Source organism: Cyclobacterium sp., assembly GCF_014762705.1.
GTDB lineage: Bacteria > Bacteroidota > Bacteroidia > Cytophagales > Cyclobacteriaceae > Cyclobacterium.
Map to the genome: position 1 here is coordinate 1 of NZ_JABURL010000069.1, position 12849 is coordinate 12849.

General features: G+C 41.3%; 11 protein-coding genes. 6 read left to right on the forward strand and 5 right to left on the reverse strand.

Going from position 1 to position 12849, the window contains the following annotated elements:
* A partial coding sequence (locus HUJ21_RS12940; RefSeq protein WP_291370438.1) for an ABC transporter ATP-binding protein occupies positions 1-903 on the reverse strand: 903 nt, incomplete at its 3' end.
* A 223-nt stretch (positions 904-1126) separates the two neighbouring features.
* Between HUJ21_RS12940 and HUJ21_RS12945 the strand changes: the two genes are divergently transcribed.
* The 4 genes from HUJ21_RS12945 (at position 1127) to HUJ21_RS12960 (ending at position 7011) form a co-directional block, all read left to right on the forward strand.
* Positions 1127-2125 (forward strand): DNA topoisomerase IB, encoded by a 999-nt coding sequence (locus HUJ21_RS12945; protein ID WP_291370440.1) that lies wholly within the window; start codon positions 1127-1129, stop codon positions 2123-2125.
* A 270-nt stretch (positions 2126-2395) separates the two neighbouring features.
* A complete protein-coding gene (locus tag HUJ21_RS12950) occupies positions 2396-4525 on the forward strand; it encodes a catalase (RefSeq protein WP_291370442.1) in 2130 nt (709 codons plus the stop codon).
* 73 nt (positions 4526-4598) lie between these two features.
* The gene (locus tag HUJ21_RS12955; RefSeq protein ID WP_291370444.1) at positions 4599-6116 is read left to right on the forward strand and encodes an FAD/NAD(P)-binding protein; all 1518 of its coding nucleotides are present in this window, start codon (positions 4599-4601) and stop codon (positions 6114-6116) included.
* Positions 6100-7011: a hypothetical protein gene (locus HUJ21_RS12960; protein ID WP_291370446.1), complete on the forward strand. Its 912-nt coding sequence runs from the start codon at positions 6100-6102 to the stop codon at positions 7009-7011. Before HUJ21_RS12955 ends, HUJ21_RS12960 begins: the two co-directional genes overlap by 17 nt.
* On the opposite strand, the gene ggt is transcribed toward HUJ21_RS12960, so the two are convergent.
* Both ggt and HUJ21_RS12970 read right to left on the reverse strand, forming a co-directional pair.
* Complete coding sequence (gene ggt, locus HUJ21_RS12965; protein ID WP_291370447.1) at positions 7000-8697, reverse strand: gamma-glutamyltransferase; 1698 nt, start codon at positions 8695-8697, stop codon at positions 7000-7002. The genes HUJ21_RS12960 and ggt overlap by 12 nt on opposite strands.
* A gap of 162 nt (positions 8698-8859) precedes the next feature.
* Complete coding sequence (locus HUJ21_RS12970; RefSeq protein ID WP_291370449.1) at positions 8860-9198, reverse strand: Hpt domain-containing protein; 339 nt, start codon at positions 9196-9198, stop codon at positions 8860-8862.
* A 458-nt stretch (positions 9199-9656) separates the two neighbouring features.
* Between HUJ21_RS12970 and HUJ21_RS12975 the strand changes: the two genes are divergently transcribed.
* Positions 9657-10301, forward strand: coding sequence for a hypothetical protein (locus tag HUJ21_RS12975; RefSeq protein ID WP_291370451.1), 645 nt, complete (start codon positions 9657-9659; stop codon positions 10299-10301).
* Here the strand turns inward: HUJ21_RS12975 and HUJ21_RS12980 are convergent, their stop codons facing one another.
* Together HUJ21_RS12980 and HUJ21_RS12985 are read right to left on the reverse strand one after the other, a co-directional pair.
* The gene (locus tag HUJ21_RS12980) at positions 10302-10919 is read right to left on the reverse strand and encodes a deoxynucleoside kinase (RefSeq protein WP_291370453.1); all 618 of its coding nucleotides are present in this window, start codon (positions 10917-10919) and stop codon (positions 10302-10304) included. It lies immediately after the preceding gene.
* A 12-nt stretch (positions 10920-10931) separates the two neighbouring features.
* Positions 10932-11825 carry a 3-hydroxyacyl-CoA dehydrogenase NAD-binding domain-containing protein gene (locus tag HUJ21_RS12985; RefSeq protein ID WP_291370455.1) on the reverse strand — a complete coding sequence of 298 codons (894 nt, stop codon included), beginning with the start codon at positions 11823-11825 and terminating at the stop codon, positions 10932-10934.
* A gap of 219 nt (positions 11826-12044) precedes the next feature.
* Between HUJ21_RS12985 and HUJ21_RS12990 the strand changes: the two genes are divergently transcribed.
* Positions 12045-12849 (forward strand): amino acid permease (locus HUJ21_RS12990; RefSeq protein WP_291370457.1); only part of this gene is annotated, 805 nt, incomplete at its 3' end.

Here is a 12849-nt window from a genome sequence, read left to right on the forward strand (position 1 = left end):
ATTACTCATTTGAAGGATAGGAGCAATCATAAAACCCAATAGCAGCGTGAACGCCAGAAAATCCCCAAAGGTCAATTGTTCTTCCATGATCATGTAGCCACCAATACCCATGATGCCGGCAGATGCCAGTCCCAGTAAAAAGGTGGCTGCGCTGGTAACAAAACTTGTTGCCGTAAGGCTGCTTTTTACATTGAGAAAAAGCCGGTGAACTCCCGCTTCGAAAATCCTGGTTTCCTGCTTTTCTGCATTAAAGCCCTTGATGACACGGATACCACCCAGGGTTTCGGTAAGCCTTCCGGTAACTTCTGCATTGATTTTACCCCTTTCGCGAAAAATAGGTCTGATTCTACCAAAAGCTTTCAAAGAAATAAAACCGAAAATAGCCACTGGTACCAATACGTATAGCGTCATAGTGGGGCTGATATAAATCAAAAGTACCAGGCTGATGATCGAGGTCAAAACACCACCTACCATTTGTGCCAGGCCTGTTCCCACCAGGTTTCTAACTCCTTCCACATCCGTCATCACCCTGGAAACCAGTTCACCTGTTTTGGCATTGTCAAAAAAACGGATAGGCAGACGAACAATATGCGCCTGTACCTGTGACCTGAGTTTAGCAATTAGGTTCTGGGCTTCAACACTCAAAATCTGAGTGAGCGCATAGGAGGTTACGGCCTGTAAGGTCACTGCTATACCCACGGCCAGCAATAACCATTTTAACAAGTCAAAATCATTGGAAGGGATTACTTCATCCACGAGGTATTTACTGGCATAAGGTAGCACCAAGCCTGAAAGTCTGCTGATGATGATCAAAACAAGACCAATAAAAACATACTTTCTTCTGGGCCAGATAATGGTTTTGAATACGTTTTTTAAACTGACGTTACCGGTTGTTTTTTTCATCAATAGGGGGTTTTACAAGGTCCGAATTTAACAATATATTGGTTACAGTCAGCACGTATGTTCATTTTGCTGGCACCGATTTTGTACAAAGCCATTTTAAAATCCTTAAAAGGCCGCCATTGACAACAATTGCGAGAATTTAGGGAAGGGAATTGGGTTTAGAGATGTCTGGGTATTTACCTGAAAAAAGCAGTGCGCTTTATTGGGTATGGAATTAGTTAAAATGGATTATAAAGTTAAGCACATCGACGAGGATTCCCTTTGTCTACAGCGAAAAAAAAAGGGCAATGGATATATTTATTTGAACGGTAATGGTGAAAAAATTACCCACCCAAAGCAAATCAGGCGGATCAAAAACCTTGTCATTCCCCCCATGTGGACAGAGGTATGCATATGTAAATATGAGGACGGGCATATCCAGGCCACCGGGAGGGATCTTAAGGGAAGAAAACAATACATTTACCATTCAGAATGGGAACGGCAAAGGCAGGAAGAAAAATTTGCACGTATGCAGGAATTTGGTCTGCAACTGCCCAAACTTCGGAAACAAGTAGCAAAAGACCTGAGAAAAAAATCCTGGAAGAAAAGTAAAGTTATCGCATTGATGGCAGAAATCCTTGATGAAACAGGAATAAGAATAGGTACTAAGCAATATGAAATAAGCAACCAGACTTATGGCCTTACCACACTCCGGAGAAAACATTTGGTGCAGGATGGCGGAATTTTGAAGTTTCAATACAAGGGTAAAAGCAATCAGGTCAGGGAAGTCACTATTGAGGATAAATCGCTTAGAAGGTATATCAAAAAAGTCGCTGAATTACCAGGCTATGAAATTTTCAGGTATTTGGATGAGCAGGGAAAGAGCCGGTCGCTAGACAGTGATGATGTGAACGAATACCTCGCAACATTTATCGGTGATGGCTTTTCAAGTAAAGATTTTCGGACATGGGTAGGCAGTCGTTTGGCCATTGAACTTTTTCCGGAAGCTGTTCGGGTCGTAGCACAATCACCCAGGAAAAAGTTGGAATCCACTCTCGTACGTTTGGTGGCTGATGAACTGGGCAACACGCCAACCATTTGCAGTGGCTATTATGTGCATCCTGTACTTTTGCAAAAGATTGAAGCAAAAGAAATTCCAGTAAAAAACCCGATCAAAGAGAGCAAATCCCCTTATGCGCTGACAGCCAGCGAAAAGTTGCTTATGAAATTATTGGAAAACTAATTCAAGTATTAGATCGAAAAGGGAATAAGAAACGCATGTTTGCTGGTATAAAAAGTTATTTTTTTAATATAAAATTAAAATTTGGCAGGGAGTTTGTCAATTTTTTATGACATTCCAATTTCATTTTCCTGCGATTCCAATGCATAAGGGAAATTGGCTTCAGTATGTTTGTTGTTCCTGCCGAAATAAACCTAGGGCTATCTGTACCAATGTTTAAAAGGCAGTTTTTTTACCTCTATTATGTTTTAATAAACTTAAACCAAATTCCTAATGAAAAACCCTAAAGACCAGCACAATCCAAAACTTGAAGATTTGGCAAAAAATACGCTAAAAAGTGAAAAGAAGGCCATGACCACTGATCAGGGGCTTAAAATCAATGATGATCAAAATAGCCTTAAAGCGGGAGAAAGAGGCCCATCTTTATTGGAGGATTTTATATTAAGAGAGAAAATCACCCACTTTGATCATGAGCGTATTCCTGAACGGATCGTTCATGCCAGAGGGTCAGGTGCTCACGGAGTATTTAAACTGCATACTTCACTGAATAAATATACCAAAGCAAAAATATTCACCGAGGTGGGAAAGGAGACGCCGGTCTTCACCCGATTTTCCACTGTAGCAGGATCCAAAGGCAGTACTGATCTGGCCAGAGATGTACGGGGATTTGCGGTGAAATTTTACACAGGAGAGGGGAACTATGATCTGGTGGGGAATAATATGCCCGTTTTTTTTATACAGGATGCCATGAAATTCCCCGATCTGGTGCATGCCGTCAAACCGGAACCTCATAATGAAGTGCCACAGGCGGCATCTGCACACGATACTTTCTGGGATTTTATTTCATTGATGCCTGAATCCATGCACATGATCATGTGGGCCATGAGTGATCGTGCCATTCCACGCAGTTTACGCATGATGGAGGGCTTTGGAGTCCATACCTTCAGGTTTATCAACGATAATAATGAGTCTACATTTGTCAAGTTTCACTGGAAACCAAAGTTGGGGATGCATTCGGTGGTTTGGGATGAGGCACAAAAAATCTCAGGAAAGGACAGTGATTTTCACAAAAAAGACCTCTGGAATGCCATTGAGGAAGGCAATTTTCCGGAGTGGGATTTGGGTGTGCAGTTGGTTCCCGAAAAAGATGAACACAATTTTGACTTCGACTTGCTGGATGCCACAAAATTGATTCCTGAGTCTGAGGTGCCTGTGCAGCTCGTGGGTACCATGACACTGAACCGTAACCCGTCCAACTTTTTTGCGGAGACCGAGCAGGTGGCTTTCCACCCCGGACACCTGGTGCCGGGAATCGATTTTACCAATGATCCCCTCTTGCAAGGCAGGTTGTTCAGTTATACCGATACCCAACTCAGCAGGCTGGGAAGTCCTAACTTTCATGAAATCCCAATCAATAGATCCATCAATCCAGTAAGGAACAACCAGAGAGACGGCCACATGCGGCAGCAGATCAACGAAGGGGTGTCTAGTTATCATCCGAATACCATTGCAGATGGATGTCCATTCCAAGCCATGATGAAGGATGGTGCGTTTCAAAGTCATGAAGAGCGGGAAGATGGACACAGGATCCGCAACCGCAGCAAATCATTTATGGACCACTTTAGTCAGGCAAAACTTTTCTTTAACAGCCAGACCAAAACCGAGCAGCAGCACATTATCAATGCCCTGCAATTTGAGCTATCGAAAGTTTCCAGGCCTCATATCAGAGAAAATATGGTAAATCAATTGACCAATATCAATATGGATATGGCCAAATCGGTAGCGGAGGCCCTTGGCGTAGCTGTCCCAAAGAAACCTGCTGAGCCCGTTAATGAAGGAAAACCAGCCGATGCTGACAAAGACCATTATACTCCTATTGTGAAAGAGCCAAAAACACAGTCGGATGATGCGCTAAGCATCATTAAAAACCTCAGGAATGCGACAAAAACAAGGAAAATAGCGTTTTTGACACTGGGGAAACACGATGGCAAGCAAATGGGTGATTTGAACCAAAAACTGGAAAAAGCCGGTGCAAAGCTTCAGGTTGTTTCTACCGGGCTCGGAATGCTTAAGCCCGATTCGGGTGAAGAGGTTGAGATTGCAGCCACCCTGTTTAACTCGGATGCGGTACTTTTTGATGCTCTGGTAATAGCCGGAGGAGATAAAAATGGAACTGCATTGTTGTCTAAAGGAAAAGCGAAGGAATTTGTCACCGACACCTTTAATCATTGCAAACCAATACTGATCCTCTCGGATGCATCGGCATTTATAGATGAACTTGGATTGCCCTGCTGCAAAGGTCAAGCGAAAAGTTCTTCAGAATTATTTATCGATACCTCCATTGACGGTTTCCTGAAGTCGCTTTCCAAACACAGACATTGGGAAAGAGAAGAGCTGATGTAAGTAAAGTTAAACCGTGAATATTTTCACGGTTTTTTTATATTTACTGCTGAATAAATTAGTTAAAACGCAATTAATGAACCATATAGCAATTGTGGGTGGCGGAGCCTGTGGGGTCGCTGTTTTTGTAGACCTTTTTCATCAGATAGGATTATCCGGTAAGCCCGCAGCTTTCACCATACACTGGTTTGAGGAAGATAAGACTTTTGGAAAAGGGCTGGCATTTGGTACTGATCAGCCGGGGCATATTCTAAATACCCAGGCAGAATTGATGGGGATTTTTCCGGAGGAGCCGGATCATTTTACACAGTGGCTGCAAGATAAAGGAGGCAAAGCAAACCAGGCCGTTAAAGGGGAGGGCGATCTCGAAGAAAGGTATACTTCAAGGAATTTTTATGGGGCCTACCTGCGCGAACAGATGGAGCTGTATCTCAGTAATGCCGAAAAATTGGGTTTGAAGGTAATACAATACCAGCAAAGGGTAGAAAAAATCGATCTGGAAGCCGGCAAGTACCATATAAGCACCAATGAAGGCAAAACTGCCTGTCCGGTCGATAAAGTAATCCTGGCAGTAGGAACCCCCAAGCCAAACAAATTCAGGGAGCTCCGTTCAAATGAGCAATACATAGATTTCCCTTGGCCATCAGAGAGAATTTTACGCAAACACAAGGAACATGCAGAAATTGGTATACTTGGTTGTAGTCTGAGTGCTATCGATACGGTAATTACCTTGCTGGACAACGATTTTGCCGGACAGATTTACTTATTTTCGCCGGATGGCCTGATGCCAAAAGTACAACCGGTAGAAAACAAAAATATAGAAAGAAAGTACCTCACCTTATCAAATCTCAATCGCTGGAAAAGAGAAAGGACGCAGCCCATTCCCGTTAAGCTCCTGTTTCGTTGGTTTATACAGGAATTGGAGGCAATAACCGGAAATCCTGTAGGCGCAGATTCTCTAAACAGGATAGGGGTACCCGCATATCAGCTATTGGAAAGGGATATTGAGTGGGCGGAAAATGGTGAGGACCCTGTGGTTAATTTGGCATATTCCCTCCGCTACGAAGCATCAGCCATTTGGGATGCACTCTCAGTAAACGAAAAAACAAAGTTCAAGAAATGGTTTGGACCTCATTGGGCCATTAACCGACACGGTATGCCGCTGCACAATGCCTATAAATTGAAGCAGGCATTTGACGAAGGGCAGTTAAAAGTAGTGCCCTTTTTTGAAAATTTGGATCAAATAGAGGGGAAGGCTGGCTTTGTGTTGAAAACGGCAGATGATGCTGTTTACGAGGTTGGGTTGTTGATCAATGCCACCGGTAGTCCAGGTGCGCTGAATCAGATGGAAAATCCCCTGATAAGCCATTTGCTGGAAAAAAAATTAATCAAAAGTCATCCTGTAGGGGGCGCTGTGGTCAATCCCAGGACCATGCAGTTATTATCGCCCGCAGGAGGCAATGGTATCTTTGCCGTTGGCCATTTGGTTAATGGGATGCTGATGGACGTTAATGCCGTTTGGTTTAATGTGAAAACCGTAAGAAACCTCACTCAGGAAATTTTATTTAGAATTTTGGATGGAAATAACGATTGAGCTTTACAAATCCTTGTTTCCTTTTCTGCTATGCCTGCTGATCGGCTATTTGGGAATAAAGAAATTTGAGATCAATAAGAATTGGCTTACTTATCCACTGATCTATTTTTTGATGCCATTTTTGGTGATTTATCACATCTTGAATGCCGATTCGGAGACATTAATTTTTCTATCGGGTATAGCTTTTTTGTTGGCTTCACTGATGGTAATTCCTGCTATTTTTACCTACCGAAAATTTGGAGAAAATGAATACCTGATCAAAAGTTCTTTCTCATTTTTTAATGTGGCATTTTTCGGTATTCCTACCTTCGCAGCAATTTATGGTCCGGAAAGCATAAGCAGCCTGATCTGTATTTATGTGGGGACAGCTTTATATGGAGACCTGATTGGATTCTATCAGGTAGCCAGACCAAAATTTGGGAGGGCTGAAGCTTTTTTCAAAGTTTTAAAAACGCCCTTCATCTATGCCTTTGCTTTGGCCATTGGCTTAAAGATGATTGGTGCATCAAATCCCGACTATTTGGATTTCCCGGCAGATGTAACCGGAAACCTGGTCTCAGCTGCTGGTATGCTGATCATAGGGTTTAATTTGAAAGAAGTATCCATAAAATCATTTGAATGGAAAACCATTTCCTGGATCCTGGGAATCCGAATGATCAGTGCAATAGTTATTATTGCAGTCCTGTTAGGGTTAGAATATTTTTGTTTTGATGTTATGGAAAACAAAGACCGTCAAATGCTGGGCATGGTATCATTATTTCCGATTGCAGCCAATGTGACGGTCTTTGCAAGTTTATTTCAATCCAATGAAAGAGCGTCTGCTCTTTTGATACTATTATCTATGGTGCTATCCCTCATTGCCATACCCATCTTCGCTGCTTTGTTAATAGCCTGAAGCAGCATCCATGCCCCTGGGATCCGCGCCACCTTCCAGAATTCCGTCCTCCAACACCAATATGGCATCTACCCTTCCAATGCCATTTCTTTCGCTCAGTTCGTGTCCCTTTTCGCGAAGGGTTTCCAGAATATTTTCCCTTTCAAAATCCTTTTCAAAGCTGATTTGATCGGGTTTCCACTGACTGTGAAACCGTTTTTCATTGATGGCTTCCTGCATTCCCATACCAAATTCAATAACATTCACAACTACCTGAAAGACTGAAGTGGGGATGGTGGATCCCCCCGGAGTGCCTACCACCATAAATAATTCGTTGTTTTTTTCAATGATTGTAGGTGTCATGGAGCTTAACATTCTCTTTTCCGGCTCAATTTTATTGGCCTCACCGCCCAAAACACCAAACATATTGGGGAAACCTGGTTTGATGGAAAAATCATCCATCTCATTGTTGAGTAGAAAACCGGCTCCATCTACCATGACTTTGGATCCCATTCCACCATTGAGTGTTGTCGTGCAGGAAACCGCATTTCCTTCTTTGTCCACAATGGAAAAATGAGTGGTTTCTTCACTCATGGATAATATTTTGCCTTCCATGATCAGGTCCGAAGGCGTAGCTTTTTGAGGATCAAAATTACTAAACCTTTGCGAAAGGTAGCTGTCATCCAAAAGTTCATCCACAGGTACGGGATAAAAATCCGAATCGGCCATAAAAGCCGCCCTGTCCGCAAAAATTCTTCTTTCCATTTCAGTCTTCAAATGCAGGTATTCAGCATAGGATTCACCCTGATTGGAAACCTGATAGTTTTCCATGATGCCCAGCATTTGCAATATAATCAACCCGCCACTGCTGGGAGGTCCCATGGTAATAATATTAAAATCTTTATAACTTCCCGTCAATGGCTCCCTCCAGGTACTTTCATATTTTTCCAAATCTTCCAGACTGATGATTCCACCGCCTCTTTCCATTTCAGCGACGATGTAATCTGCGACTTCTCCGCTGTAAAACCCGGCTCTTCCTTTGTCTCTGATAAGTTTTAGGGTATTGGCCAATTGCACCTGTTTAAATACATCTCCTGCTTTCCAGGATTTACCAGTAAATTGAATAGGATCCACGGAGGAATACTTTTTCAGATTTTCTGAAGCTCTTGTAAAATAGGCAGCTTCATTTTCACTGAGTTCAAAACCTTCTTCAGCCAGTCTGATGGCAGGATTGATCAATTTTGCCCATTCCATTGAACCTAATTTTTCATGTGCTTTCACCATTCCATCCACAGAACCCGGAACACCTGAAGCCAAATGACCATTTTGGCTTTTTTCAGGTAAGGCGTCGCCTTTTTCATCAATATACATGTCCCTGCTGGCGGCCAAAGGAGCCTTTTCCCTGTAATCCAGGGAATGGTATTGACCATCTGATTCACGGATCACCATAAATCCGCCCCCGCCAATGTTTCCTGCCTGTGGATAAACTACCGCCAATGCCATTTGTACCGCAATGGCCGCATCGACGGCATTTCCGCCTTCCTGTATGATATCCTTACCTACCTTGGAAGCCAGCGGGTGAGCAGATACTACAATGGCATTTTCGGCCAGAAGCCCAATGGCTTTTTCTTTAGGTTGACAGGAAAATCCTAAGACCAATAGGAAAAGTAAAATGCAGCGATTTTCTTTACAGAAATAATTTTTCATTTTTATAAGTTAGTGGTGGTGGTTGAACCGCGGGAAAAAGCTTTATCCCACAATGATTTTTTCAAAAGGATACTTTGGGTGGAAATCAGGCCTAAATTATGAAAATCAAGCTATATATTTTCAAAATAACCTTATTTTCTCACTTAAAATTTGAAAAAGGATTTACTGATTTATTTTTTTTAAAAAAGAATGGAGGTCGTCCTCCAACTCATGCAGAATTAGCAACAGCTCATCATAATATATCGGAAATTGACCCCTGATGTCTAATTCGATGGTTTCTATTAATCCATTAATACCCGAAGCACCCAAAAAGCCAAAAACTGGCTTGGACTTATGAAATTTTTGTTTGATGGCTTCAATTTCACCCAGATCATACAAAGGCATTAAATTCTTTAGATCCTGTATGTTTAAATCAATTACCAATTCAATTATTTCGTAAATCAGTTCAATGTCCTGATCAAAATAATGATAGATCATATCCGGTTTGATCTGTTTATACATAAAAGGTGAAGTCTAAACTAACAGGTGATGTTTTGAGAAATTCATTGTTTAATTCCTACTGCAATTTAACGCAATAATAAGGCCCAAAGGATGTAAACTGAAAATAAATAAATATTAAATTTACTCATAATTTCTTAAAAATGAACAGAAATAGCGTAGTAAATTGATAATAAAGACATTATTGGCCTTTTATTCGTACGAAAATATGTTTACAATAAGGAACTATTTAAAATGACTGTGGTTAATTTTGAGTAAATGTTAGTCGTTCTGAAAATGAATAGAAATAAGTGGATATTCCTTGTTTTTGGCATGCTGTTTTTACTGGCCATGCTTTTAATTGGATTAGATATGTCTTCCAAAACTACCTTTCCAGGATCAAAACCTAATTTGAAGGAAAGAATTGAGCAAAACCAGCCCTAGTCCTGTACAATTTTTGTTTTTCAATGATCTAATTCTTTATGCACCAACAAAAAGTTTCTCAAATCATTCAGTCACTTGATATGCTGGAAGTTCCCTGTGAACTTGATTTTAAATTGCCTGTTAATGAATCACTCTTAACCGGAAAAGAGGAGAAATTACTTTTTGAAGCATTTGGTGATCTCAATGGGAAGGGAGCCATGCCTACTTTAAAAAATTTAAAAATTCCAATAAAGGTAGGAAAAAATGTATTGCTCTATGACGATGCCAAACATTTTAATCGGTATAGGTTAGCCACTTTAAAGTCATCGCTTTACCAGGTCTTTAATTTCCCCTGGCATGCGGGGTATTTGAGAATGTGCCGGGCTCATGAAAGGGAATGTCTGCTTTCCGGTTTACAGGATAGGGTGTGGAAAGGGCCTCCCTTAGCTTCAAACTGCTTTGGGCCTGCTGAGGAAGCCGGTGATTTATCAGGAAACGGCGCATCGGGTTGGAAGTTAAATGCTTACAATGACTTACAATATGACCTGATTTCACGCTTGCATGGCTACAGATTGCTGAGGATTCCCGCCTATGAAAACCTGATGATTGGAGGTCAGCTTCAAAGAATTGATAAGCTTTTGCTGCATCCGGGTCCCGATTTGCTAAAAACCATAGGTACCTGGTTGCTTAGGAAGATGTCCTGATCAGGGAAACAGCCCAAAAAGTTCACGGTCTATTTTGCCTACGATCTCAGAAAAATGCCCTCTATTTTCCACAAAATTCATTTCGTTTACATCGATCACCAATAGTTTTCCTTGGTTGTAACCAGATATCCAGTTTTGATAGTGGTCATTTAAACTTTTCAGATAGGAGATTTGGATGGTTTTTTCATATTGCCTGCCTCTTTTCTCTATTTGATCTACCAACTTTGGGATATCTGCTTTCAGGTAAATCAGTAAGTCGGGGGGACTGACAAACATTTCCATAGAATGATACAATTCAAGATAGTTATTATAATCCCTGCTGGATATTAATTTGGTCTCATGGAGGTTTGCAGCAAAAATATGGGCATCTTCGTAGATGGTTCTGTCCTGAATGGTTGAATTTGGACTTTTTTGAATTCTCCTTACCTGATTGAATCGGCTGTGAAGGAAATGTACCTGCAAATGAAACGACCATTTGCGCATGTTATCATAAAAATCTACCAGGTACGGATTTTCTTCCACGGATTCAAACTCAGCCTGCCAGCCATAATGTACTGCTAATTTTTTCACCAAGGTGGTTTTTCCACTACCTATGTTTCCTGATACGGCGATGTGCATGATTTGTAAGACTTAATGGTTATTGAAATAATTTGCGACCTGCTTTTGCTTTGTTCCTGATTGATATGCGTAAAAACCTGCTCCGCTTTTCTTTCCAAGGTATCCTGCATTCACCAGGTTAACCAAAAGGGGACAAGGTGCATATTTGTTGGATCCCATACCCTCCTGAAGGACTTTAAGAATAGCCAAACATACATCCAAACCTATGAAATCTGCAAGTTCTAAAGGCCCCATGGGGTGGGCCATGCCCAAATGCATGACCTGGTCTATTTCCTCCACGCCGGCCATTCCTTCATGTAGGCTGAAAATGGCCTCATTGATCATGGGCATCAAAATCCTGTTTGCGATAAAACCCGGGTAATCCTTAACCAACACCGGGCTTTTGCCCAGAGATGCTGTCACTTTCAAAATAGCCTTTACTGTCTCCCGGGAAGTATTGATTCCCGGTATGACTTCTACGAGTTTCATTACCGGTACGGGATTCATAAAATGCATCCCGATGACCTTATCCTGTCTTTTGGTAAAAGCAGCAAGTTTGCCTATGGAAATAGAAGAGGTATTGCTGGACAGGATACATGTTTTGGGGCAAAATTCATCCAATTGCTGAAAGATCTTCGCCTTGGTATCAAAATTTTCAATTACGGCTTCTACTACCAGGTCTGCAGTCTCAACCCCTTTTTTTAAATTACTTTCCGGTTGAATGTTTTTAATTGTTTCTTTAACTTTTTGAGGTTCAATAAGACCTTTTTCCTGTTGCCTTTTCAGGTTCATTTCTATGGATTCGATGGCATTTTTCAGTGGTTCCTGCTCCTTATCAATCAGTTGCACCTCAAATCCTTGCTGAGCAAAAGTGTGGGCAATACCACTGCCCATGGTTCCTGCACCAATTACGGATACTTTTTTCATTATATTTAATTTTGCGGTGTTACATAAGGGTTACTTATTCAATTTCTTAGAAATTATGCGTCTGGGAGATTTTATTTTAAGCTTAATTGATCAAGCGATAAATTTAAATCAAATAAATTTCTATTTTTGGTGAGATCAGTTGATCACAAATATTTTCTTCTAATAGCACTTTCATTTCTATTGGAATAGTCTCTTTTATCAATTAAAAGTAAAATTAGCATGAATCATACCAGCCCCGTCCAGGACAGCCAATTAAAAAAGACTTTAGGACCATTTATGTTGTGGGGGTTGGGAGTGGGATATGTCATTTCAGGGAATTATTTTGGATGGAATCTGGGACTTGCTGAAGGAGGTACATGGGGAGCTGCAATTGCCATTTTTTTTATCATCATCATGTATATCACCTTTACCTTCAGCTATACGGAAATGGCCTGTGCCATTCCAAAAGCAGGAGGGGCGTTTTCTTATGCTGAGAGGGGATTGGGAAAGCATTTGGGGTTTCTGGCCGGCATGTCCCAAAATATAGAATTTATTTTTGCTCCCCCGGCCATAGCTTCCGCCATCGGGGCATATTTCGGGATTTTTTTTCCGGAATGGAATATTTTATACATAGGGATAGCGGCTTACCTGATTTTTACCGGTTTAAATGTGGTTGGTTTAGAGGTAGCTGCGACATTTGAACTTTTCATTACCATTGTGGCTGTTTTGGGATTGTTGTTTTTTGCAGGCGTAACGCTGCCTGAATTCAAGTTTGAAAACTTGCAAATACAAGGCTTTCATCAGGGCTATGCCGGAATCGTTGCTGCGATTCCATTTGCCATCTGGTTTTTTCTGGCCATAGAAGGGGTAGCCAATGTGGCAGAAGAAACGATAAATCCACAGAAAAACATTTTGAAAGGCTTTGGTTTTGCTTTGCTTACCCTGGTAATTCTCTGCATTTTGACTTTTGCGTCTGCAGTTGGAGTTGGTGGATGGGAGGCCATTGTATACCCAGATGATTCAGGAATTGCTTCAGACTCTCCCT